This is a genomic window from Exiguobacterium sp. N4-1P, assembly GCF_002214325.1.
In genome coordinates, this window is sequence record NZ_CP022236.1 from 2,249,818 (window position 1) to 2,271,794 (window position 21,977).

General features: G+C 43.5%; 26 protein-coding genes, 1 other RNA gene and 1 pseudogene. 4 read left to right on the forward strand and 24 right to left on the reverse strand.

All coding sequences use genetic code 11. The features are described 5' to 3' along the window. Positions 1-133: 133 nt before the first annotated feature. The 9 genes and pseudogenes from hisIE to A0126_RS11645 all read right to left on the reverse strand — a co-directional run bounded on the left by hisIE (position 134) and on the right by A0126_RS11645 (position 6,922). Positions 134-749, reverse strand: a pseudogene (gene hisIE / locus A0126_RS19415) (bifunctional phosphoribosyl-AMP cyclohydrolase/phosphoribosyl-ATP diphosphatase HisIE). Further along, the gene (gene hisF / locus A0126_RS11610) at positions 746-1,495 is read right to left on the reverse strand and encodes an imidazole glycerol phosphate synthase subunit HisF (protein WP_029331307.1); all 750 of its coding nucleotides are present in this window, start codon (positions 1,493-1,495) and stop codon (positions 746-748) included. Before hisF ends, hisIE begins: the two are co-directional and overlap by 4 nt. Further along, complete coding sequence (gene hisA / locus A0126_RS11615; protein ID WP_088837715.1) at positions 1,489-2,193, reverse strand: 1-(5-phosphoribosyl)-5-[(5-phosphoribosylamino)methylideneamino]imidazole-4-carboxamide isomerase; 705 nt, start codon at positions 2,191-2,193, stop codon at positions 1,489-1,491. The genes hisF and hisA overlap by 7 nt, the downstream gene beginning before the upstream one ends. Further along, a complete protein-coding gene (hisH, locus tag A0126_RS11620; RefSeq protein ID WP_088837716.1) occupies positions 2,166-2,753 on the reverse strand; it encodes an imidazole glycerol phosphate synthase subunit HisH in 588 nt (195 codons plus the stop codon). Before hisH ends, hisA begins: the two co-directional genes overlap by 28 nt. Next, on the reverse strand, positions 2,750-3,331 hold the full coding sequence (gene hisB / locus A0126_RS11625; protein ID WP_088837717.1) for an imidazoleglycerol-phosphate dehydratase HisB: 582 nt from the start codon (positions 3,329-3,331) through the stop codon (positions 2,750-2,752). The genes hisH and hisB overlap by 4 nt, the downstream gene beginning before the upstream one ends. Continuing rightward, positions 3,304-4,275, reverse strand: coding sequence for a pyridoxal phosphate-dependent aminotransferase (locus A0126_RS11630; RefSeq protein WP_088837718.1), 972 nt, complete (start codon positions 4,273-4,275; stop codon positions 3,304-3,306). The genes hisB and A0126_RS11630 overlap by 28 nt, the downstream gene beginning before the upstream one ends. Further along, positions 4,275-5,492, reverse strand: coding sequence for a histidinol dehydrogenase (hisD, locus tag A0126_RS11635; RefSeq protein WP_088837719.1), 1,218 nt, complete (start codon positions 5,490-5,492; stop codon positions 4,275-4,277). The genes A0126_RS11630 and hisD overlap by 1 nt, the downstream gene beginning before the upstream one ends. Beyond that, a complete protein-coding gene (gene hisG / locus A0126_RS11640) occupies positions 5,492-6,100 on the reverse strand; it encodes an ATP phosphoribosyltransferase (protein ID WP_029331313.1) in 609 nt (202 codons plus the stop codon). The genes hisD and hisG overlap by 1 nt, the downstream gene beginning before the upstream one ends. Then, on the reverse strand, positions 6,101-6,922 hold the full coding sequence (locus A0126_RS11645) for an ATP phosphoribosyltransferase regulatory subunit (RefSeq protein ID WP_088837720.1): 822 nt from the start codon (positions 6,920-6,922) through the stop codon (positions 6,101-6,103). It lies immediately after the preceding gene. 131 nt (positions 6,923-7,053) lie between these two features. Here A0126_RS11645 and hisJ point away from each other — a divergent pair, with 131 nt between their 5' ends. After that, on the forward strand, positions 7,054-7,848 hold the full coding sequence (gene hisJ, locus A0126_RS11650; RefSeq protein ID WP_088837721.1) for a histidinol-phosphatase HisJ: 795 nt from the start codon (positions 7,054-7,056) through the stop codon (positions 7,846-7,848). Between the two features lie 81 nt (positions 7,849-7,929). Here hisJ and A0126_RS11655 read toward each other — a convergent pair whose 3' ends face one another. From A0126_RS11655 to hxlA, 3 genes are all read right to left on the reverse strand, one after another. After that, positions 7,930-9,780 carry a nuclease-related domain-containing DEAD/DEAH box helicase gene (locus A0126_RS11655; RefSeq protein WP_162288272.1) on the reverse strand — a complete coding sequence of 617 codons (1,851 nt, stop codon included), beginning with the start codon at positions 9,778-9,780 and terminating at the stop codon, positions 7,930-7,932. A 166-nt stretch (positions 9,781-9,946) separates the two neighbouring features. Next, positions 9,947-10,495, reverse strand: a complete 549-nt coding sequence (hxlB, locus tag A0126_RS11660; RefSeq protein WP_088837723.1) for a 6-phospho-3-hexuloisomerase — start codon at positions 10,493-10,495, stop codon at positions 9,947-9,949. Beyond that, positions 10,496-11,131 carry a 3-hexulose-6-phosphate synthase gene (gene hxlA, locus A0126_RS11665; protein ID WP_026827605.1) on the reverse strand — a complete coding sequence of 212 codons (636 nt, stop codon included), beginning with the start codon at positions 11,129-11,131 and terminating at the stop codon, positions 10,496-10,498. 204 nt (positions 11,132-11,335) lie between these two features. On the opposite strand from hxlA, the gene A0126_RS11670 reads away from it, so the two are divergent. Then, positions 11,336-11,701, forward strand: a complete 366-nt coding sequence (locus tag A0126_RS11670) for a winged helix-turn-helix transcriptional regulator (protein WP_014971144.1) — start codon at positions 11,336-11,338, stop codon at positions 11,699-11,701. A gap of 56 nt (positions 11,702-11,757) precedes the next feature. On the opposite strand, the gene A0126_RS11675 is transcribed toward A0126_RS11670, so the two are convergent. From A0126_RS11675 to A0126_RS11710, 9 genes are all read right to left on the reverse strand, one after another. Beyond that, entirely contained in the window at positions 11,758-12,267 is a 510-nt protein-coding gene (locus tag A0126_RS11675; protein ID WP_088837724.1) for a GNAT family N-acetyltransferase, read from the reverse strand. A gap of 66 nt (positions 12,268-12,333) precedes the next feature. Beyond that, positions 12,334-12,633 carry a hypothetical protein gene (locus A0126_RS11680; RefSeq protein ID WP_157898493.1) on the reverse strand — a complete coding sequence of 100 codons (300 nt, stop codon included), beginning with the start codon at positions 12,631-12,633 and terminating at the stop codon, positions 12,334-12,336. 394 nt (positions 12,634-13,027) lie between these two features. Then, positions 13,028-13,342, reverse strand: a complete 315-nt coding sequence (locus A0126_RS11685; protein WP_088837726.1) for a lecithin retinol acyltransferase family protein — start codon at positions 13,340-13,342, stop codon at positions 13,028-13,030. 147 nt (positions 13,343-13,489) lie between these two features. Beyond that, a complete protein-coding gene (locus A0126_RS11690) occupies positions 13,490-14,248 on the reverse strand; it encodes a phospholipase D-like domain-containing protein (protein WP_088837727.1) in 759 nt (252 codons plus the stop codon). 414 nt (positions 14,249-14,662) lie between these two features. Further along, positions 14,663-15,325, reverse strand: coding sequence for an ATP-binding protein (locus A0126_RS11695; protein WP_088837728.1), 663 nt, complete (start codon positions 15,323-15,325; stop codon positions 14,663-14,665). A gap of 24 nt (positions 15,326-15,349) precedes the next feature. After that, complete coding sequence (locus tag A0126_RS11700) at positions 15,350-15,625, reverse strand: DDE-type integrase/transposase/recombinase (protein WP_088837729.1); 276 nt, start codon at positions 15,623-15,625, stop codon at positions 15,350-15,352. Then, positions 15,576-15,797, reverse strand: coding sequence for a hypothetical protein (locus tag A0126_RS19520; RefSeq protein WP_239456744.1), 222 nt, complete (start codon positions 15,795-15,797; stop codon positions 15,576-15,578). The genes A0126_RS11700 and A0126_RS19520 overlap by 50 nt, the downstream gene beginning before the upstream one ends. Before the next feature lie 234 nt (positions 15,798-16,031). Beyond that, positions 16,032-16,310, reverse strand: a complete 279-nt coding sequence (locus A0126_RS19525) for a helix-turn-helix domain-containing protein (RefSeq protein ID WP_239456746.1) — start codon at positions 16,308-16,310, stop codon at positions 16,032-16,034. A gap of 157 nt (positions 16,311-16,467) precedes the next feature. After that, a complete protein-coding gene (locus A0126_RS11710) occupies positions 16,468-19,071 on the reverse strand; it encodes a DEAD/DEAH box helicase family protein (protein ID WP_088837730.1) in 2,604 nt (867 codons plus the stop codon). A gap of 347 nt (positions 19,072-19,418) precedes the next feature. On the opposite strand from A0126_RS11710, the gene A0126_RS19865 reads away from it, so the two are divergent. Together A0126_RS19865 and A0126_RS19870 are read left to right on the forward strand one after the other, a co-directional pair. Next, a complete protein-coding gene (locus A0126_RS19865) occupies positions 19,419-19,610 on the forward strand; it encodes a transposase (protein WP_157898494.1) in 192 nt (63 codons plus the stop codon). A 121-nt stretch (positions 19,611-19,731) separates the two neighbouring features. Further along, positions 19,732-20,016 carry a transposase gene (locus A0126_RS19870; RefSeq protein ID WP_088837731.1) on the forward strand — a complete coding sequence of 95 codons (285 nt, stop codon included), beginning with the start codon at positions 19,732-19,734 and terminating at the stop codon, positions 20,014-20,016. Positions 20,017-20,554: 538 nt separating this feature from the next. On the opposite strand, the gene A0126_RS19530 is transcribed toward A0126_RS19870, so the two are convergent. The 3 genes from A0126_RS19530 to ssrA form a co-directional block, all read right to left on the reverse strand. Further along, a complete protein-coding gene (locus A0126_RS19530; protein ID WP_239456748.1) occupies positions 20,555-20,971 on the reverse strand; it encodes a tyrosine-type recombinase/integrase in 417 nt (138 codons plus the stop codon). A gap of 138 nt (positions 20,972-21,109) precedes the next feature. Beyond that, positions 21,110-21,448, reverse strand: a complete 339-nt coding sequence (locus tag A0126_RS19535; RefSeq protein ID WP_239456750.1) for a phage integrase N-terminal SAM-like domain-containing protein — start codon at positions 21,446-21,448, stop codon at positions 21,110-21,112. A 136-nt stretch (positions 21,449-21,584) separates the two neighbouring features. Next, positions 21,585-21,943: a transfer-messenger RNA gene (gene ssrA, locus A0126_RS11725) on the reverse strand. Between the last annotated feature and the right edge of the window lie 34 nt (positions 21,944-21,977).

Consider the following 21,977-nt stretch of genomic DNA (forward strand, 5'->3'; position numbering starts at 1 on the left):
TGATTATACGCCCGAACAGCAAGACTGCCTATTAAAACATTCTGACAATATGATGACGTCAAGAGCACTGTATCCTATTCCCGATTTTCCATCAAAAAAATCCACTTCCCGCAAAGGAATGTGGATTTTCTATTTACCACCGTTCGATATCGGGACGATCTTTGAACGTCGATTTCGTACCGTGTCGTTCATTCAGCACCGCTTCGACTTCTTTATACGAGACACCGCGGTCAGCAAGCAAGACCGTCAAATGGTACAACAGGTCTGCCGTTTCTTCCGCGAGTGTGTCGTCGCCTGCGAGGACGACCTCGAATGCTTCTTCCCCGAACTTCTTCGCGATTTTCTCGCGTCCAGACTGGACGAGATAGTTCGTGTACGAAGAGTCCTCATTCGCTGCGATTTTTTCTTTTACTGTCTGCTCTAATTCATGTAGCATGGGGCACCTCCACTTCTGTATAGAAACATGTCCGGTTGCCGGTGTGGCACGTCGGACCATTCGCTTTGACCGTGATCAACAGACTGTCCTGGTCACAATCAATCCACATGCGACGGAGCTCAAGCGTATGTCCGCTCGTCTCCCCCTTCGTCCAGAGCCGGTTTTTCGTCCGCGAGAAAAACGTGACGAGTCCGGTCGCAAGCGTTTTGTCGTAAGCGGCCTGATCCATGAACCCGACCATCAGGACATCGTTCGTTGTTTCGTCTAAAATCACCGCCGCAACGAGTCCTTTTGAAAAATTCAGTTCGATCATCGGACGTCGACTCCTCTCGCCTTCAAGTAATCCTTCGTCTCCGGCATCGAATACGTCGCTTCGTGGAAAATCGAAGCGGCAAGTGCAGCGTCGGCACCTGCTTCGAGACCCTCGGCTAAATGTTCAAGTGTCCCGACACCGCCGGACGCAATAATCGGCACGTTGACGACGTCGCGTAACCGTTGAATCAGTTCCAGGTCATAGCCGTCCTTCGTCCCGTCCGCGTCCATCGACGTGACGAGTAACTCACCGGCGCCGAGCGCAACGACTTCCTGCGCCCACTCGATGACGTCCCGACCGACAGCTTGTGTCCCGCCGTGTGAGAAGACCCCCCACGAGTCGCCCGTCCGTTTGGCGTCGATCGCAACGACCGTCGCTTGGACACCAAACAACTGACTGACGTCATGGACAAGTTGCGGATTCTGCAGAGCGGACGAATTGAGAGAGACTTTATCGGCACCGGCGCGGATCAGGCGTTTCGCGTCCTCAAGCGTCTTGATCCCGCCGCCGACCGTAAACGGCATGTAGATGACTTCAGCGACCCGCTCGACGATATCGAGCATCGTCTCCCGTCCTTCTTGTGTCGCCGAGATATCAAGCAGGACGAGTTCGTCCGCCCCTTGTTCATAGTAGTACTTCGCGACGGCGACGGGATCACCGAGGTCACGTAAGTTTTGGAACTTGACGCCTTTGACGACACGGCCTTCCTTGACGTCGAGGCAGGGAATGATCCGTTTCATCAACATACGGTCAGCACCTCTTTCAACGAGAGTGACCCGTCGAGTAAGGCACGGCCGATGACGGCACCGTCCATCCCGATTTCTTTTAAGCGGGCGACATCTTCGACCGTCGTCACGCCACCGGAAGCAATCAGTTCAACGCCGTCCCGTTTCAAGCGGTCGAGTCCGTCGACGTCCGGTCCCTGCATCATCCCGTCGCGCGAGATGTCGGTATATAAAAACGTCTTGATACCTTTTTGAATCAAGTATTCGATCGCCCGTTCGAGCGTCCAATCACTTGCTTCGAGCCAGCCGCGTGTCTGGACGATACCGTTTTTCGCATCCAGGGCAACCGCTAATTTGTCGCCGGCTTTCTCAATCATCTGTTCGAGCAACGCTTCGTCCTCGAGGGCGACCGTCCCGATCAAGATTCGGTCAATCCCGGCACCGACGTAGGCTTCGACCGTCTCGATGTTGCGGACGCCGCCGCCTGCTTCAACGAACAGTCCTGTCTCTTTTTTGATATCGGCGATCAGGCTCAAGTGCAACGGTTCGCCCGCTTTCGCGCCATCTAAGTCAATCAGGTGAATTGCTGTCGCACCGTCGTCCTTAAACCGTTTTGCGATGGTCAGCGCATCCCCGAAAAAAGTTTGTTGTTGAAAATCACCTTGCTTGAGGCGGACGGCTTGTCCGCTCATTAAATCGATTGCTGGGTAGAGTTGCATGTCGTCTCTCTCCATTCTTTAAGTAATTTCAGTCCGACTTCGCCACTCTTCTCCGGGTGGAATTGCATCCCCGTCACTAAGTCCTTTTGGACGATTGCCGGGACGAGTCGACCGTATTCGACGGAATCGATGATCCAGTCCGGTTCGCAGACGGCACCGTACGAGTGGACGAAATAGACAGCTTCGCCGTGATTCGTCAGTTCGTGCCAGCCCATATGGGGTAAGCGGACCGTTTCCGGTAACTTCTCGATCGTTCCCGGTAAAATGCCCAGACCCTGCGTCCGACCGTTTTCGTCACTCGATTCAAACAATAACTGCATCCCGAGACAAATCCCGAGGAACGGTTTTTTCGTCGCTTGGTCCTGTAAGAAGTCAATCAAGCCGGTCTCTTTTAACCGGGCCATCGCCGGGGCATAGGCACCGACGCCGGGCAGGACGAGTGCTTCTGCCTGTCCGAGCAGTTCGATGTCACTCGTGACGATGACCGCTTCCCCGAGTTCTTTTAATGCCCGTTCGATGTTCGCGATATTCCCGACGCCATAATCTACGATTGCGATCATTGATCAATCAGTCCTTTCGTCGAGGGCACGCCTTCACTCGTCACGGCGATCGCTTGGCGAACTGCCCGTCCGAGTGCTTTGAACAAGCCTTCAATCATGTGGTGCGTGTTCGAGCCGTAGAGGACCTCGGCATGAATCGTCATCCGCGCGCTCCGCGACAAGCCTTGGAAAAACTCTTCCGCGAGCTCCGTGTCGAAATCACCGAGCTTCGGATTTTTGAATTCAGCGCGGAAGACCGTATAGGGACGTCCACTGAAGTCGAGGACGACGGACGCGAGTGTCTCATCCATCGGTACACGCGATTCGCCGTAGCGTTCAATCCCGGCCTTGTCGCCGAGTGCTTCCGTCAAGGCAGCCCCGAGGACGATCGCTGTATCTTCGACCGTATGGTGGGCATCGATCCAAAGATCGCCCTTCGCTTCGATGACGAGTCCAATCCGCGCTTGAAAAGCGAATAACGTCAACATGTGATCAAAGAAGCCGACCCCAGTTTTGATTTCGACCGGGCCTCCCGCGAGGTCGACCGCGACCTTGATTTCTGATTCTGAACTTACTCGTTCGCTTGTCCCACGACGCATTGCATTTCCTCCTCTACACATCTTTCTAGTACGTTCATTGCTTCAACCGAACCACAACTGATCCGGAACGCTCCGTCAAACAGACGGATCCGAAGTCCGGCTTTAGCGCACCGTTCGGTAAAACGTTCCGCTTCATCATATTCGACATAAACGAAATTCGCGGCACTCGGATAGGTTGTTCCGAGCGGCTCGACGAGACGGGCAATCGTGTCCCGGCTCGCATACGTTTCCGCTAAGACAAGATCAAGCTCCGGTTCGGCCATGATGGCGATTCCGACCGCTGCCGAAAGGCCGGATACATTGTACGGCGACTTGATTTGTTCGACTTCCGCAACGATCGCTTCACTGGCGATCAGGAAGCCAAGGCGCAGGGACGCAAGTCCGAACGCTTTTGATAAGGTCCGGAGGATGATGGCGTTCGGATACTTCTCGAGTAAGCCGACCATCGACTGCTCGAGGGCGAAGTCGATATACGCTTCATCGATGACAACGTATTTGCCGCTGTCGAGTAACCGGCGCACGTCGGCTTCTTTTCGTAAGATCCCCGACGGATTGTGCGGGTGACTGATGAAGATGATATTCCCCGGTGCCGCAATCAAGCCGTCGACGTCGAGTGCCATCCCGTCGAGGAGCGGGACTTTACTGAAGTCGGCCCGTGCCCGGTCGGCATAAAACTGATACATGACGAAGTCCGGTTGCGAGGCGATGACCGGTGACTCTGGACCAGCGTAGCGGGCACAAAGGTAACCGATCAGTTCATCGGAGCCATTCCCGGCCACGAGTTGTGTCGGGCGGACACCGGCATAGGTGCTGTAAGACGTTTTGACTTGGTCGATGATTTCGACCGGATATTCGTTTAACGGAAACGTCTCGACGAGTTGTTTAATCGTCTCGATTCCAATCGTACTATGGGCAGTAAAGCGTTCATTTTGGTGGAGTCGCATCAGTTTTCCCTCACTTCTATCGCTTGTGCGTGTGCTTCGAGTCCTTCGACCCGGGCAACGGTCTTCGCGGCATTGGCAAGACGCTGGACACCTTCTCGTGTCGCTTCGAGCATCGTCTGGTGACGCAGGAAGGTCCGGGCAGATAAGCCGGACGCGAAGCGTGCCGTCCCTGACGTCGGTAAGACGTGGTTCGTTCCGGCGACGTAATCACCGAGCGTCTCCGGCGTTTCGTGACCGAGGAAAATCATCCCGGCATGACGAATCGATTTGACGACGTCCTGCGGATTGGCGACGGCGAGTTCCAAGTGTTCTGCTGCTAGGCGGTTCGCTTCCTCGATCGCTTGCTCGAGCGAGGCGACGAAGACTCCGCCGTTTTCCATCGCCCGGCGTGCAATCTCCTGACGCGGCAGTTGCTGCAGGCGTGTTTCGATGTTGGCATCAACGTCTGCTTTCATCGCTTCCGTCGGGACGAAGGCGATCGCGACCGCGTCCCGGTCGTGTTCCGCCTGGGCGAGTAAATCAGCGGCAATCCGGTCCGGGTGCGCCGTCTCATCCGCGATGACGACAACTTCCGACGGTCCGGCAACGGAATCAATCCCGACGATCCCGTAGACTTGGCGTTTTGCTTCGGCGACAAACCGGTTCCCCGGCCCGACGATCAAGTCGACGGCACCAATCGTTTCCGTACCGAACGTCAATGCGGCGACGGCTTGCGCGCCACCGATCGTATAGATTTCCGTCACACCGGCGATTTGAGCCGCGACTAAGACTTCATCCGTCAGTCCTGTCACGGGTGTCACCATGACGATCCGTTCGACACCGGCAACTTTTGCCGGAATCGCGTTCATCAGGACGGTCGACGGATAACTTGCCGCACCACCCGGGACGTAAATCCCGACCGAATCGACGGGAAGAAACCGTTGGCGCCGTGTGATGTCTGCTTCGACGAGTTCGATGTCGGACGGTAACTCTTGTTCGTGCCACTCGACGAGGCGTGTCGCCATCAATTTGAGCGAGTCGATTAAATTCGTGTCCGCTTGCTCGAATGCTTGTTGAATCCGTGCTTCGTCTAATCGCAAATCCGTCAGCTCGATGTTGTCGAACTGTGCCGTATAACGACGGACTGCTGCGTCGCCATCGTTTGCGACGGCTTCAAGGATCGCCCGGACGGCTTGTTCCGTCTCACGGTCGACGCTGAAGTTTTTTGTCGTTGCCATTACCGTGTCACTCCTTCTGTCAGCTGTTCCAGTAATTGAATCACTTCGACCCGCTTGCGTTTCAGTGTCCATTCACTCGTAAAGAACCGGGCACTGATGTCGATGATTTTTTCATATTCGTTCAGTCCGTTCGCCCGTAGCGTCTCGCCCGTCTCGACGATATCGACGATTGCATCGGCGAGTCCGAGGAGCGGTGCCAGTTCGACCGAGCCGTTCAGCGGGACGATATCGACGTCGACGCCGAGTTCACTGAAGTAGCGTTTTGCGATGACCGGATACTTCGTTGCAATCCGGACCCGGCGTCCGCCTTCGAACTGGAGCGGCTCTTTCGCACAGACCGACATCCGGCAGACGCCGAATGGTAACTCCGTCAGTTCCGATAACTCCTGATCCGACTCAAGTAAGATGTCACTGCCCGTAATCGCGACGTCAAGGACGCCCTGGGCAACGTACGGGATTAAGTCCGATCCTTTCATGAAGACGAATTCATGCTCGCCCCGTTTGACGATCAATTCACGTTCAATCGCGCCCCATGTCTCGACGCCCGCTTCTTTTAAGTAACGCTCGGTCGCTTTCGACAGGCGTCCCTTCGTGATTCCGATTCGCATTTACAGCACCTCCGCAAGCCGTTCGACCGAAAATCCGATGCCGAACGCCTGTTGTTGTTGACCAAACTGTTCATATAACCGGTCGTAACGACCGCCGACTAAGACCGGCTCTGTCACACCATCGATGAAGCCGTGAATCGTCACGCCGTCATAATAGGTCTGTAAGCCCATCTGTCCGAAGTCGAGATCGGCATTGACGGCATCCGCTAACTCAAGGACGGCGTTCAACCGTGTTTCATCGACGAACGGTAAGATTTTTTCTGCGCCTTCACGTCCGAATAACAGCGGGAGTTTTGCCAGCAATTCATCATCGAGTTCCCGGGCGATTTGTTTCAGTTCAATCACGTTCCGCAAGCGTAGCATTTGCGTCACCTGGTCGCGCAAGTGGTGATCACCGACCCGTGTCTCAATCAAATGTTCAATCAGTCCGGCGTCGCCGATCGATAACGTGACTGCTTTGCCTGTCAACTCTTCAATCAGGCGGACGGCCAGTTGAATTGCTTCAATCGCTGCAATCTCGCCCCGTTCCTCAAACCCGACTTGGAACTTCTCTTCCGGCTGAAAGACCGAACCGCTATAAAAGACACGCTTATATTGTTCACGGCCACGCTCACTGAGGGCGCGGGCGACACTTGTCGTAAAGTCCATCCGAATTTGTTCCCGTCCACCAATTTCTTCAATTAAAGGTGTGATTAATCGGGTATAGTTAGATTGTTCGAGTCCATCCTCAAGCTGACGGATGACCCGTTGCAGACGTTCTGCTGACGGTCCGACATAGTCTGTCGCCCCGTCCTTGAGTCGAATCGTAGAAAATGATTGCATGTCGCCACTCCTTTATCTTATTATCACTGTACCACGCTAAATTATTTAACGATAAGATACCTTTTTTGTGGTCCGATTGTCAATCCTTTTGCCTGTTTTACTACTTAAAAAAACATATCGGAGGTTTTGTCATGCACTTAATGAAATGGGACGGTCACGTCCACAGCCCGTATTGTCCGCACGGAACGAAGGATCCGCTCGAAGCGTATATCGAACGCGCCCTGTTACAAGGTCTCGAACGAATCAGCTTCACCGAGCACGCCCCGTTGCCGGAAGGACTCACCGACCCGGCACCCGATAACGACTCCGGGATGTCGTTTGCGACGGCAGAACGCTACATCGAGGAACTGAAGACGTTACGCGAGAATTATAAAAACGATATCGAGATCCGGATCGGGATGGAGTTTGATTACTGGGAGAACGACGTCGATGGGACACGTGACATCATCGCCCGCTACGGTCCTGAGCTGACGGACGGCATCCTGTCGCTGCATTACCTCTGGATCGAGGACCGTTATTACGGAGTCGACTTCAGTAAAGAGAGTTTTGGTGAAATCGTCACGACACTCGGCAGCGTCACAGCCGCCCACGAGCGCTACTACGAAGGCATCCAGGCACTCGTCATGACGGACTTAGGGAAACACCAACCGAAGCGCCTCGGTCACTTGACGTTGCCGACGAAGTTCATCCAAGCCTATCCGCTCGAGTCAAACCCGGTGAACCTTGACGATACGTTACGGAAAATCCGTCAGGCGGACTTCACGCTCGACGTCAACACGGCAGGACTTCGTAAGCCGTTATGTGGTCTTTCCTATCCTTACCCGGAACTCCTGCAAGTCACGCAGTCTTTATCGATTCCGCTCGTTTATGGATCGGATGCCCACCTCGCGAAAGATGTCGGGGCTGATTTTGATATGAAGTGGTAATGAATCAAAAAATGCCGGCGTCTTTTGAGAACGCCGGCATTTCTTTCATTATTTTTTTTGTTCCTCGTTATTTGCATCAGATCAGAAAAAATTACCAATCGAATTATATTCCGGCTCTTTGTTAATGCATGTAAAACTTCTTGAATCAGAAAAAGCGCTTACTCTTGTCAAAGCAATAAATAGTGCTTTCTTGACGTCAGACAGATGATCGGAATTACCGTTTATCTTTTCTAAAAGTAAGATTACATGCGAACTTTCCCAGCCTTTGTAGCTGTGATAGCTGCATACTTTTAATCGGCCAGTTCCCGGTTGAAATTTCCATTTCTCATTTCTTCGTTCCTCAATGTCGCCATTACCATTTAAATCGTAGACATGTGACACCTTATAACTATTTCCTTCAAATCTGTTAACTACATTGATTCCTGTTGTTTCTTGCATAGTAATGATCACAATGTCTTCAATTGTACTAATACCTTCGTTAATGATATCGTTTATTTTTCTTTCTATAGAATCGATTTGGTGATCAGGATTGCTGATATTTTTCCACTCTATTTTAGTGAACAAATCTCCTTGCGTATTTGCAACAGTTAGCTCGTTCTCATTCTCAAAAAAAGGATTTAAGCGTTGTACTTGATAAACGATACTTTCCGGCAATCGGTGAGTTACTGAAAGATGCCCGACTTGTCCTCTAAAACCTATTCCTTGAATTTCAGAGGGTGTTATAATCCATTCGCCTTGAGTTTCATAAATGTTTTGTGCTCGATCATACATTACTAAGAGTTCACCGTCGTAAGTAAAAAATCGCTTCAAAAATCTAATCCAATGCCCATTAAAGTCCTGACCTTCATCAATCAATATATAGTCGTACTTTAAATCGTTTGGATGAGAAGAATTGATCCGCTCTAATATTTCATTCATCTGTTTACGTGTGTATTCTTCAACAGATGATTCCATATTGGATTTTACACTTATATTAAGTTCTGCTTTAAGTATTTTTAAAAATCCATGGAAATGAGTAATTGTTAAATGACTTTTCAATAATGTCCTGTCCCCATCACCAAACTGTTGACTGCTTAAATCTCTTATATAGTGTCTCAAAGTAATATTAAACGTTAAAATTAGTACCCGTTTATTTTGTTTGAGAGCTTCAACAGCTTTCGAAGCGATAATCACTGTCTTTCCAGATCCTGCTACGCCTCCCCATCTTCGTATACTTCCTGACTTTAACGCTACTAATTCTTTCTGTTCTCTCGTAAGAATCAATGGATTTTTTCGCTCTCTAGCATAGTCACTGGGTCTTAAAACTCTCTCTAAATTCTCGACTAACTTTTGCATGGTATCATCAGGATATTTTGCATATTTTGAACGCTCGTAAAATAAACATGTTGGAAACCTTGTATCTCTCGATATTACTTGAGAACAAAGATAATCTAAATCATCTCGACTCCAAACAAGTGCTCTTTTTAAATTTGATTTCCCACAAAATTTTAATGCCTTCTCTCTGTCTGCTTCATGAAAATAAACTACTGAATTAATCAAAGAGAACGCATTACCATTAAGCTTCTTAAGCTTCTCATCAGCATCAACATAAAAGTTTAACTCATATTTTAGTATCAACTCTTTGTATGAAGCGACTTGGTCAATCGGATTCCTATTTATATAATTTTTATTATTGTCCAACACCTGACCATTTTCTTTATATTGTGGCGGATTCAAATGCCAATCCTTAACTTCTATAATGATTATTCCTTTATTGGGATGAAGCAAAATAAAGTCTGGATGCATGGAATTTATGATGGGCTGTTCGTATAATGTCCATCCATTAAAAATAGCAGCATTTAAAATTTTATGTTTCAGGTATCTTTCACCTTCAGTTTCAGGTTCTCTCGGATTACTGTTTTCAATAAATTTCACGTTAATTTGATCTTGCACTTTTACCACCTCTTTACAGAAATAATTCGAAACCTAATTATACCATGTATAATAATTTAACTTACTTTTATGTAATTAATTGTTTATTTATAACAAAAAAAGATGAGCTCTCTTTCTATAAAGAAGAGAACTCATCTTTTTCGTCTATATCCAAGCCACTTATATTTTACTCTAGGTTAGCATGTTTGCCGTACATCGTTTTTGAATCAAGTTGTTTCGCCGCCATGATGTGGAGAATCAACGCATCGTAAAACAGCAACATCGTTTGTTCAAACAATGATCCCATCGGCTGAACCGTTTCATCCGCAGTAGCTGTACGCTCTTTCGGCACTCCCGGCAGCTTCACGGTTAAGTCCGCTAACTTCGCTAGTGTCGACGTCGGCTCAATCGTGACGACCGCGACGGTTCCACCGATCTGTTTCGCTTTCTCGACGATCGGGACAAGTGTTTTCGTCTCACCGGATCCTGATCCGACGATCAACAAGTCTCCTTCACGCAAGTTCGCGGTGACTGTCTCACCGACGACGTACGCATCAAGTCCCATATGCATCAGACGCATGACAAACGCTTTTCCCATCAAGCCGGAGCGACCGGCTCCAGCGAGAAAGATCCGGTCTGCCTTTAGAACGGCTTCGGCGAGTTGCATCGTCTCGGCTTCATCAATCGCTTCGACCGTCGACGTCAGCTCTTGTAAAATCGTTTGAATATGTGTCATTTACGCCTCTTGCAGCATCCGACGCATCGTTGACGCTGTTCCTTGTTTGTCGTCTTGTCCGGTAATCCCGCCACCGACGATGATGAGGTCTGGGCGTGCTGCGATGACTTCCGGTAATGTCTCCATCTTGATGCCGCCCGCAACGGCTGTTTTTGCGTTTTTGACAACGGATTTGATTGTTGCGAGATCCTCGAACGAGTTTTGGCCGACGGCTTGAAGATCGTAACCTGTATGGACACAGATGTAGTCAACACCGAGTTCATCAAGTTCTTTTGCACGTGTCGCGATATCTTTGACAGCAATCATATCAACCAAAATTTTCTTGCCTGATTTTTTCGCTTCTTCCACGGCACCTTGGATCGACATATCTTCGGCAGCTCCAAGAATCGTCACGATGTCGGCACCGTGTGCGACAGCTTGGCTGACTTCATAACCGGCAGCATCCATGATTTTTAAGTCGGCGAGAACCGTTAAGTTCGGGAATGCCGCTTTCATTTCTTTAACGGCGCGAAGCCCTTCGTTGATGACGACCGGTGTCCCGATCTCAACGATATCTAAGTTTTCTTCACCAATTTCTTTGACTAAAGCGATGGCACCTGCTGTATCTACTAAATCGATTGCTAATTGTAATTTCATGATTGATCTCTCCCATTCTTCTCTCTATTTATGGATCCTGGCACTTCCTTCTGACGTTCGTGAAGGAACAAGACTAAATATAATCCTCATAGACGAACTTGGGAAGTACGCACTTTTAATTTACATAGTGTGGTTTTTCATACATAGTGCGGAAAAGTATACTGTCGCTGAAAAGAAGACTATACTAAAACAGGAGGTGGATTGATGCCACATTTTGAAGACCGGCAGTTTAACTGTGAAAAGGAATTGACCCTATCGATCATCGGGGGGAAATGGAAGATGCTGATTCTTTGGCACCTCGGTAAAGAAGGCACCAAACGCTTCGGAGAGCTGAAAAGTCTGATGCCCGGCATTACGCAACGGATGCTCGTCAATCAGTTACGGGAGCTGGAAGACCACCAGATCATTCACCGGGAAGTGTATCCGGTCGTTCCGCCGAAGGTCGAATACTCGTTGACACCACATGGCTACAGCCTGATGCCGATTCTGGATGCGATGTACGACTGGGGTAAGGATTATGCCAAAAATGTCCTTGAAGTCGAGTTCGAACAACAAAAATTATCCCAATAAAAAAGATGCTCGTCTGTCCCGTCTCAATCTGAGAGGAGGCACCCGAGCATCTTTTTTTAGACTTCTTCTGCTGTAAATATTTTCGACATCGCCAGTTCGTCGACGTACTCGCCGTCAATAAATAACGACGCAATCCGCGTTCCTTCGATGTTAAAGCCAAACTTATGATACAACTCGATTGCCCGCAGGTTATCTTTCCGGACTGTCAGTTCGAGCCGGACGAGTCCCGCTTCAACGGCAAACACATCGACGGCTTCAAGTAATCCAGCACCGAGACCTTGACCCGTATAGGCATCGAGCAAGCCGATGACGAGGTTCGCCCGGTGACGGATTCGACTTGGTTTACCACCGACGACTAACACATAGCCAACAAGTTGTTCATCGACATCGACGACGAAGATATCCGAGTTCGCCGCCTGACCAAATCGTTCAATAAACGCTTCTGCCTGTTCCGTCGACATGCTGCGTTCTTCCGGTTCATACAACATATATTTCGTTTCCCGATCAATCCGTCGCATCAAATCCGATAAGGCCTTTCCGTCCATCAAGGTGGCGCGTCGTATCATATAGTGTCAGCTCCGTTTCAAAAATAATTCGCGAACATCTTTTTAATTTAATCTTATTTATTCGTATTAACTTTGAGCATTTGAATAAAATGGATTAAAACCAGTTTTTTCAGAAGTAACTAGATTTATAAACTTATTGGGTTTAATATTTAAATTCTCACATTTTTCATCATCAAATATGAAAATTTGTAAATTATCTTTTCCTACCGAATGGTATGCTGTACCAATAATATTCCCTAATGCATTTGCGTTATTTTGATCAAACGTTTTAGAAATATGATCAATTACCAATATCGAGATTAAAGGATACTTATTTTCTGATAAAAGCATATTAAGGAAACCAAGATATCCACTCAATTGAATCAAAGTATGTCTCGCCATACTACCAATATAATAATTTTCACGTTCACTTTTACTCTTATTTATATCCATTGAACTTTTAAGAACAGAAGGCTGAAGAATGTTTCCCTTTTTCAAATAATTTATTTTAAATTCGTTTTGCTCGATATCATCATTTACTACCGAAGAAATATTTTTTGCTGATTTATATACAGTTGTTATAAAAGTAGATAAGGTTTTATTTTTTCACCATTGTCAGTGTTTTGAAATATTTTTACTTCTCTTTTTTAACTCATTGTTTTCAATATTATTTTAGAGAATCTCTCTGCTTTTCCCATGCTATGATATAATCCTCCAACTGTTGCATGTTCAATGCTAACAAATGAATATGGGAATATACCTATAAATTGAGTAAATAGATTTATTTGCTAAGTAACATTTCATTTATACGACACCAATCCGCAAAATGCTCACAGTTATTATAAAGAAGACTATACCCCTTCTCATTCAACCCACTATTAGCTTTTTCTATAATTTTACTTGGCGGATTCAAATTCTTCTTATCTTTATAGTCACGAGTAGCAAACGGTTTGCCCTTTAAAAATTTAAACAGTGATATAGTCTCGATAATTCTACCAGAGAAATGAATCACTTCTCCATTTCCAATGTATATACCATGATGTGTATATAGACCAAATATTCTTTCTGTTACTAGATGAACTCCTATATCCAGCATATTAAAGTCTTCTAAAACAATAACTTTTAATATAATAACCCCTTTTAAAATTATGAACTAAACAACATTAGAAATGATCGCAGTTTCTTTTTTGAAGAAGTCTCTATGAACTATTTGATGTCTAAAATATTGCAATACAAACTATGCCTATTCGACTGAGCTATATAATTTAATAAATTTCTCAGCGAATTTGTTTACAAAATCCTTGTCAAGCGCTGTCGCTAAGGTTTCAACATTACCTGTAGCATTGAAACTCCAATTATATGAGCCATGCAAAACATATTCTAAGTCAATTACGCAAAATTTACTGTGCATTCTGTTGAAACGGACTTGAGGATATTTTTTCAAATCAAAATTATTCTCCAATCGCGCAATTAAAGTTCTATTAGTTGGCTCATTAGAAGTAATAATCCTGATATTTAAGCCAATCTCCTTCTTTATCAGCAGTTCCTTATAAATTTCTTCATCTGTAAACCACGCTACTGCAACCCAAATTGTATATTTTGCACTTCTAATTGCTTGAATAATAGTTTGGCGAATTTCTTCAAAATGAACATCATGTAAAATTGCATAATCGTCTTCTAAATCAATTGCCATAGGTCGAATCTCAAACTTTCCGTCAGTATGAGTATCCGAATCTTCATAAACATATCTCAATACATCCTCGATATCTTCTTCCATCTCTCTTGCGTTATCAATCATATGAATCGGCACTCGTAATTCTATATGCTCATAACAAATACCGCTTGGTTTATCATATCCACGATAAAAAGAATTAGTTGTGTCTAACCTAATATAAGAAGATCTTAATACCACCAAAATTTTCTCTTTATTTGGATAATATTTGTATTTTCCATCTTTTCCCAAAACCTTAATTGCTGTAAAAATAAAATTTTTTGGATTCATATATACTCCAATCCCTTTAATGTATTCTTCTCTACTAAATATTTAATTTAAAATGATATTATACTTAATTTAAACTATCTACTTTTTCTTCTGTAACCTATAAGAATCATTCTTCTAGATAAAACTCCTCCTTTATCTACTAATACCATTTTTCTTATAGTCATTAATGAAGTTAAAATAGGCAAGTCTAGATTTTGAAGCTACTTGTAGGAGCGAAACAGCTTATCTTTATCCTGGCTAAACCTTTCGACAAATTGGTGAAAACTACCCCGATTTTGCTTAATTTAAAAATATCACATTAGGATATTTACCTTCATAGTCAAATCCTTCTTCATAAACCTGATGTGAATAGGTCTGTCAACAGCGGTTTTAAATTCCCTCTTAATAACGGATTAAAAATCCCTTTTTTACACATTACTCTTGAAAACTATCGACACGGGTCGGCTGGATGCCGGCCCGTTTCTTTTCCCTCATCCGATATGAATCCCCTCGAATGTTAAAAGTGGTCGCATGATGAAAAAGGTGATCTAAAATCGCGGTTGCCAAAACCTCTTCGCCAAATATTTTTCCCCATTCAATATACGACTTATTTGAGGTGAGGATAATCGAGCCTCTTTCATATCTCTTCGAGATGATTTGAAACAGCGCATTCGCACTGATGGTATCGAGCGAAAAATACCCGATTTCATCTAGAATGAGTAGCTCGAATCGACAGTACCTTTTGATTATATGGGGCAGAAAGCCAGATTTCTCTTCTTTTTGACACTCCTCGACAAAATCGTTTGCGGTAATGAACGAAGTCCGGTAACCTTTCGTGACAGCTTCCGCAGCGATTTGTTCGCCATCAGCGTAGACCTCGAGATGATGGTCAAGGGTGATTCTGATCCGTACATGCTGTCCGACGAACCGGAATGGAACTGAATACTGTCGTCCTTGGTAAGACACGAAACAGTCTTTGCTTACTTGACGCGTTTCCCAGCGATGGACTGGATAATGCGCCTTCAAATGACCTGGTGCTAGGAAACCTTGCTCAACTTCGAAACGTTTCTCGGGTGATTCTTTCGTCGTATCGTTCATCTTTTTATTGGCGATGTTTTGTAGCTACTCCAATACGTCGCGATTCAGTTGTTCCAACGTCTTTCCGATTCTTCGTTTGAAAAAGTTCTGTTTCATATAGCTAAATGAGCGTTCGATTTCCCCTTTCGTCTTTGCTCGTCTAGGCTTACATGCCTTCGGCGTAATCCCGTAATAGGCCAAGAAATCCTCGAACTTCTGATTGAATTTAATACCGTTTGTATTGTGACTGATGACGGCCGTTTTCATGTTGTCATAAAGAATCTGTTGCGGTACGCCATTGAAGTAGGCGAATTCGTTCATGATAGCTAAACTCTTTTCCACGGTCTGTCGTCGCGGTCTTGAATGTTCCCGGTGGAAAATAGAGATGCAATGCTCGAATCGCAGACTCCATCGACGCAGCAGACCGGTCTTCCATTGGTACAGCGAGATAGAAACGACTTTTCCGCTCGACAAACGTCACGACACAGGCCATAGGACTTTCCTCTGCCTGAGACGATGTATCAAGCTCCTGCCCGAACGTTTGCGCCCATTGACGTCGGATGGACGTTTCCTTGATCGACAGCCCGATGTTGAAGCGTCCACGCGTCTCACGTGGTTTCTGACGCTTTCCCTTTTGACGAAGGAGTCCAGAGTCGGCCTCGACGGGGCACATATAGATTCAGCGATAAATTGTCTTGAACGATAGTCCTTCTTCCTGGAATGCACTTTAGGCAATCTGTTCGGGGGACCACGTCTTCCGTAACTTTTCGAGGATGAGGACTCCTTTTTCTAGTGTAAACTTCGTCTGTGCACCGCACTTCTTTTTTCGTTCCACATAACGTTGGTCAGCATGGATAGCGCTGTAGTGTAGGTTCCGTCTCAATTCTCGTGAAACCGTAGAAGGTTGTCGCCCAAGGCGTCCAGCAATCTTTCGGATGGAGAAGCCTAACTCGAGATACGTCTCTATTTTGACTCTTTCTGATGTGGTAAGATGAACATAGCTCATAACGAATCCTCCGTTGAATGTGGTGTGGTAGCTTTATTCTACACGAGGTCGTTATGTTTTTTTTGTGTTTTCGGTTAGGTGTTGCACTTAATATTACAATTCGTCCTTATTAAAAACAAAAAGAGTTGGCTTAGTCCAACTCTCCTTGTTTTTTACTTTATTGTTTTTGTAACTCCGATAGTTTATAGGTTTGAATGAAATTCATTAAACCTTCTGGAGTAGTTTGGGCCGCTTCCATCATTTCATAAGCTTCTGCTCTCCAAATTAAGTCTCCTTTCCCCGAAAAAGTTTTTCTAATTTTTCTAATCACTTCAATTGCTCTAATCGCCCATGAAACAAATTCATTTCTATTTACATACCAGATATTTTGAGCATGTATAGCTGCTTCTTTCTCTATGATATTTGATGTAGTCAAAAAGATAGTTTCAATTTTAGCATCTCTTTTCAACATAGGAACTTTTTCTCTAATCCAATTTTCATGAGTTGCAGCTTGTCTCACATGTTTAACTGGTATAGGTTTAGATTCAGATTCATAGATTTTATCTTCTGCGACTATGCAAAATCTATCATTAATAATCCACCACGGATCAGGATCTGCATCTCCTCTGGCATTTTCTGAACTATATCCTAGTAACGTCCCTAAAAGTTGATGCCCTTGCTCAAACTTATTTCCATCATCACTTTTCAGTAACTCTACTACTTCTTTTGCTTTAGCTTCAAATTTTCTATTGTTTCTTATACCATCTTGTTCGATTTGAACTTCTACTCTCTCAATTATATCAATCAAACTTTCATCAATTTGAGTCCTGCTTTCTTTTTCTCGTTGATTTAAAAGTTTATTAAACCAATTAATTGTTTTTGTAGATTTTGAGGCTTCTCTATAGTAGTTCTTCGATACTTCGTAGAATTGATCTTTTCCAGACAAATAGATTTGATAAGCAACAAATCCTGCTGAATAATTCCAAAAACCTTTATATCCTTTTAGTGAATCACCAGTTAGTATAGGAATTATATAGTCAATATGTTTTAAAGCCTCTTCATAGTCTTCTTTCCATAATGCATATTGATACTTTACTTCATGCTTAGCTGATTCTCTTAATTTTTTAAAGTTTTCGTCATCTATTTTTTCTGTTTCACTTGTAACGTATTCATCTCTCATACTTATAATATCTTCTTCTGCAGCTTCCCAATCTTTCCCTTGTTCAAAAAATAATCTAAGTAAATCAATAAAACTATCAATATTTTCATGTGCTTTAGATTGATCATATCCAAATTCTAATTCAGCCCGCAATTCTGGTTGATAATTAGTAATTTTTTTCGGTGCTATTAAAGCGTTCTCTAAATCATTACCGAAAATGCAGACTGCTGCATAATCTACATCTGATCTTGTACATCTTCCAATAGCTTGTACTATTCTAGTTTTAACCCGCTCATTAAATAAAACTGATGCTGCCATTCTATTGGTCAAGAATTTTTCTTGAATATGAGTAGCACTAGGCATACTTCCGATTATTAACATATTACAAGAATCCCCATCCATATCAATTCCATCATATCTGTTTGCTAAAATAGCAATTCCATCATCAGATTCTATAAAATTTTCTTTACTAATCTCTATATCACCACTAAGAAAAACTTCTGACTGAGTGTTAGATTTTATGATCTCCGTAAAGTCTCGAACACTTTTGTCATCCTGAACTAATATTAGACTTCTTTTCACTAAGGTATTAATTCTTAAAAGTATTTCATTATTTTGTGATGAATTAAAAGAAGCATTAGGAAAAACAAAAAATCTTCTTCCAATACTTTTTTTATCCCAATCAGCAACCATTGGAAGTCTATGAATATTACTTACACCAGTAATTCGTTCTAACTCCCCGCTTTCTCCCAAAGTAGCTGACATATAAATTCTTTGTTTTGCGTTTGAAAATGCTGGATGGGTTAATGTCGGAGCAATATAGGGTCTGATTAAAATGCTTCCCCAACTTAAAAACATATTACATGCTATAAGATGATTCTTTACATTAGTCCATGAATACTTCAATTTTTTATCAGTCACATATTCATCTATTATAGGATAAAAATCTTTTATTTTTTCTGAGTATTTTATATTAGGAAGTTTATCGAACCATTCAATATCTTCTCTCATTGGTGCTTCATTCATCATGCGGTTATATTGCGTGTCTTCTAAAACATCTTTTAAATTTTCCATAAGCGAATAATATAATTGTTCATCATCTTTACGAGAAATTTCAAGAGACCAGTTCTTCGCTATGTAATTCTCTGAACTATGTGCATCATCAAAAATAATAATATCTGCATCAGAAAAAAAAGAATTATTATTGAAAAGACTACTATAATTTGTTACTGCTATCGTCTCAGCTGTAAGATAATTTGATTTAGCTTCTGCAGAATAATCAACTATTTTGCCCGTAAAGCTAGTAACTTTAATTCCAAAAGTTGTATTTGCTTTTTCCACTACTTGGTGAACAAGTTGATTATTAGGACACAAATAAACAACCTTTTCTTTATTTTTTCTTCTTCTAAATTCTCCGATTAAGAGTCCAATCAAAGTTTTACCACTACCAGTGGGAAGTTCCAAAGCTACATCTCTTTTATTAAAAGCCTCATTCAAATACAAATCTATCATTTGAGATTGATAGTCCAACGTTCCATTTATTTTCTTTTTTTTATTGTCCTTATACATTTCTTGAGGAGTATCAAAATTTGTATTTTCAACTTTTCTGGTTCTAAACCCCATGCTTTAACCTCACTTGTATATTATATAGGTAATTTCACCCTCTATATTATTGTTCTTTATATTAGTTTTTTTGTCAATCATTAACAAACATTAATTAGTAAGTGAAGAATATTTTGTATAAAGAAATTTTATAGAAAGAAGAACTAGACCAAGAAGTCAACGAGGATCGGATTTTGCACGGAAAAAAGCCTTTCACCTCCAAGATGAAGAAAGCTGAAGAACACGAGACGAAGGAAATTACGACAGATTCGGAGATTGGCTATTACGTGAAGGGGGGAGCTTGAAAAGCAATTCGCCTATTCGCTCCATACCTCCTGTGATCGGCATGGCTTCGTCCTCAGAAGATTATGCCCGGAAATGTCCACGATAGTATCGTCTTTCCTGCACTTCTTCAAACCGTCACGCAACATTTCGAACAACCATTCGTAGTTGTCGCCGACTCTGCCTATAAAACTGTTCTGATTGCCCATCATCTTCTCAAACAAGGTATTTTACCCGTCTTCCCTTATACACGCCCAAGGGGGGGAAAGGAATGTTAAAAACAAAAGACTTTTACTATGACGAACATTCTGACTGTTATTTATGTGAAAACAATCAAGTTATCCGTTATCGAACGACGACCCGAGACTGATACCGTGAGTATGTCTCGAATCCTTTTGTGTGTGTCCTCTTCCCTCACAGTGTACGCAGAGTCGCGACCACAGAAAAGTCATCCATCGCCATCTCTGGCAAGAGGCGATGGATGAAGTGGAGCATCTCAGACATACAGATGTGAATCGTGCGCTATATCGAAAGCGTCAGGAAACAATTGAGCGTGTCTTCGCGGACACCAAAGAGAAGCATGGCATGCGTTGGAGCCGCTATCGAGGGCTGAAAAAAACAACGCTTCAAGCGATGCTTACTTTCATTGCCCTGAACCTCAAAAAGCTTGCGAATTGGTCTTGAGATTCCCCCGGGAATCCCTACCTTCACTACGTTTTAATAGGAGTTACATACAACAAACCCTCATTTCAAAAACGAAATGAGGGTTTGTCTACAATCTGAAAGCACCTCATTAAAGTGCTTTTTTAATCAAAGTATTACGCACGCAAGAAACATGTCTATTAAGGGATTTTATGCACATTAAACTAATATAGCACGGTGCATATATTAACAAGAATCGACTAGTGTAACCCTATAACTACAGGTAATAAAGCATAAATTTTCTTATGGTGTATCTACTATTTTCCAACACAATAATTTTTTTATTACCTTTTTAGTTCTCTACAACCACACTATTGAACGAACTATATAATCTGCAAATTTCAAGAACACTTTTCGTTCTAAGTCTCTAAACTATGTAGATGCAATATGTGTATCAAAACATCATATTTATCTAATGAAACTGTAAACATTAATTTCATTTTAGCACCATGCTAAAGATATTCCCTTAGATTTGAAGCCACCTCTTCTGTATCTATATCTAAGTATTTCGTTGTTACAGTTAAATCCGTGTGACCCATTGTGTAATGCTTACACCCTTCTCTAATAAACTCTTAGCGTATCCTCTTCGTATAGTGTGAGCGTTAATATTTTCAAGCTCGAAACGCTTGGCATATTTGCATAACTGTTTTGTAATAGCATTACTTGATGATTTGTTATCGTTGATTTGTAAGCCATTTTGTGCGATAAAGATATTTGTGTTATCAGCATCGTAATAAACACGAATTTTGTCGTTTTGCTTAATCAATATTTTATAAAGATCAGCTAGTTCTTGGTCGATAAGCAACTTTAAAAATTTATTATTCTTTAAAATTGAGCCATCTAAGTTTAAACATAGATTTTGGAAGTTAATAATGTGCCTTTCCTTCAACTCACCTACTGTACGAATACGAATACCTGTCTTGTACATTGATAGCATCGCTACAGCGTCACGGAATCCAATAAACGTGTTCTTGTCAATGAGTAATAGTAAAGCTTCAATACCGCTTGTCTTAACACCTTTTTTAACTTTCTTATCAATCTTGATGTGAATGTTACTTCAGAACTTTTGATTAATCTAACCATTGTTATGGAATTTACATAATACAGCCTTAATAGATTTCAGACGTATTAGCTTAGTTTGATGTGAAACATTTATGAAATCTAGATAACTATACATACTTTCAACTGTTATCCCCTCTACAAATTCTAGTTTATTAAACTTTAGGAACTGATTAATAATATAATCGTAGCTTTCAATTGTTCTGATGCGGTTTCCTGCGATACGCATTTGCTGATAAACAATTTCTAATGCCTGTGGAATCGGAGTACCACTTTTTTCGAAACTCTTTTTCTTTGTAGAAATATTAACTTCTTCTAATTGAATGGAGAAAACACCATGTTTTCTACCATACAAAAAACCTCCTAATTTCAACAAATTAGAAGGTCAATTGTTGCAAATTCGTTAAGGAGTTAATTAGGGAGTTTCCTCCCCAGTTTAACTCCCTTGTTGTTGTAAAACCTTGATACCACTTCCTTAAGCAGATATCTCAATATGGAGACGGTGGGAGTCGAACCCACGTCCGAAGGCATCGTATACTTAAGCTTCTACGTGTGTAGTCAATTTATTGGGATCTCGTCGTCAGGCTGCCAATTGACAGGCGTCCGTCCGACCAGTCTGATTCCATCTCTTCTCTTTCCCTCCAGACGGAAGGGTCCAAGCGTAGCCTGTTTAAAGTGAGACCCTAGAAATCAGCCGACCAGGCGACGGCTGCTAGGATCCGTAGCTGCTATTAAGCTGCTGCGAGTTGTGTGTTAGTTTTGCCAGTTATGGCTGATGCGTTTTAACGAGGCCGACCCCTCGACACGCCACAGAAGACCGAACTACCCCCGTCGAATCCGTAACGTCCCCAAGATATAAAATTGGGGCTTTCCGAATACTATTA

Bases quoted from the DNA above. Each gene is read 5' to 3' on its own strand.
- hisF (WP_029331307.1), bottom strand. From the start codon at position 1,495: ATGTTGATGAAACGGATCATTCCCTGCCTCGACGTCAAGGAAGGCCGT.
- hisA (WP_088837715.1), bottom strand. From the start codon at position 2,193: ATGCAACTCTACCCAGCAATCGATTTAATGAGCGGACAAGCCGTCCGC.
- hisH (WP_088837716.1), bottom strand. From the start codon at position 2,753: ATGATCGCAATCGTAGATTATGGCGTCGGGAATATCGCGAACATCGAA.
- hisB (WP_088837717.1), bottom strand. From the start codon at position 3,331: ATGCGTCGTGGGACAAGCGAACGAGTAAGTTCAGAATCAGAAATCAAG.
- A0126_RS11630 (WP_088837718.1), bottom strand. From the start codon at position 4,275: ATGCGACTCCACCAAAATGAACGCTTTACTGCCCATAGTACGATTGGA.
- hisD (WP_088837719.1), bottom strand. From the start codon at position 5,492: ATGGCAACGACAAAAAACTTCAGCGTCGACCGTGAGACGGAACAAGCC.
- hisG (WP_029331313.1), bottom strand. From the start codon at position 6,100: ATGCGAATCGGAATCACGAAGGGACGCCTGTCGAAAGCGACCGAGCGT.
- A0126_RS11645 (WP_088837720.1), bottom strand. From the start codon at position 6,922: ATGCAATCATTTTCTACGATTCGACTCAAGGACGGGGCGACAGACTAT.
- hisJ (WP_088837721.1), top strand. From the start codon at position 7,054: ATGCACTTAATGAAATGGGACGGTCACGTCCACAGCCCGTATTGTCCG.
- hxlB (WP_088837723.1), bottom strand. From the start codon at position 10,495: ATGACACATATTCAAACGATTTTACAAGAGCTGACGTCGACGGTCGAA.
- hxlA (WP_026827605.1), bottom strand. From the start codon at position 11,131: ATGAAATTACAATTAGCAATCGATTTAGTAGATACAGCAGGTGCCATC.
- A0126_RS11670 (WP_014971144.1), top strand. From the start codon at position 11,336: ATGCCACATTTTGAAGACCGGCAGTTTAACTGTGAAAAGGAATTGACC.
- A0126_RS11675 (WP_088837724.1), bottom strand. From the start codon at position 12,267: ATGATACGACGCGCCACCTTGATGGACGGAAAGGCCTTATCGGATTTG.
- A0126_RS11685 (WP_088837726.1), bottom strand. From the start codon at position 13,342: ATGCTGGATATAGGAGTTCATCTAGTAACAGAAAGAATATTTGGTCTA.
- A0126_RS11690 (WP_088837727.1), bottom strand. From the start codon at position 14,248: ATGAATCCAAAAAATTTTATTTTTACAGCAATTAAGGTTTTGGGAAAA.
- A0126_RS11695 (WP_088837728.1), bottom strand. From the start codon at position 15,325: ATGAACGATACGACGAAAGAATCACCCGAGAAACGTTTCGAAGTTGAG.
- A0126_RS11700 (WP_088837729.1), bottom strand. From the start codon at position 15,625: ATGAACGAATTCGCCTACTTCAATGGCGTACCGCAACAGATTCTTTAT.
- A0126_RS19520 (WP_239456744.1), bottom strand. From the start codon at position 15,797: ATGGCCTGTGTCGTGACGTTTGTCGAGCGGAAAAGTCGTTTCTATCTC.
- A0126_RS19525 (WP_239456746.1), bottom strand. From the start codon at position 16,310: ATGAGCTATGTTCATCTTACCACATCAGAAAGAGTCAAAATAGAGACG.
- A0126_RS11710 (WP_088837730.1), bottom strand. From the start codon at position 19,071: ATGGGGTTTAGAACCAGAAAAGTTGAAAATACAAATTTTGATACTCCT.
- A0126_RS19865 (WP_157898494.1), top strand. From the start codon at position 19,419: ATGCCCGGAAATGTCCACGATAGTATCGTCTTTCCTGCACTTCTTCAA.
- A0126_RS19530 (WP_239456748.1), bottom strand. From the start codon at position 20,971: ATGCTATCAATGTACAAGACAGGTATTCGTATTCGTACAGTAGGTGAG.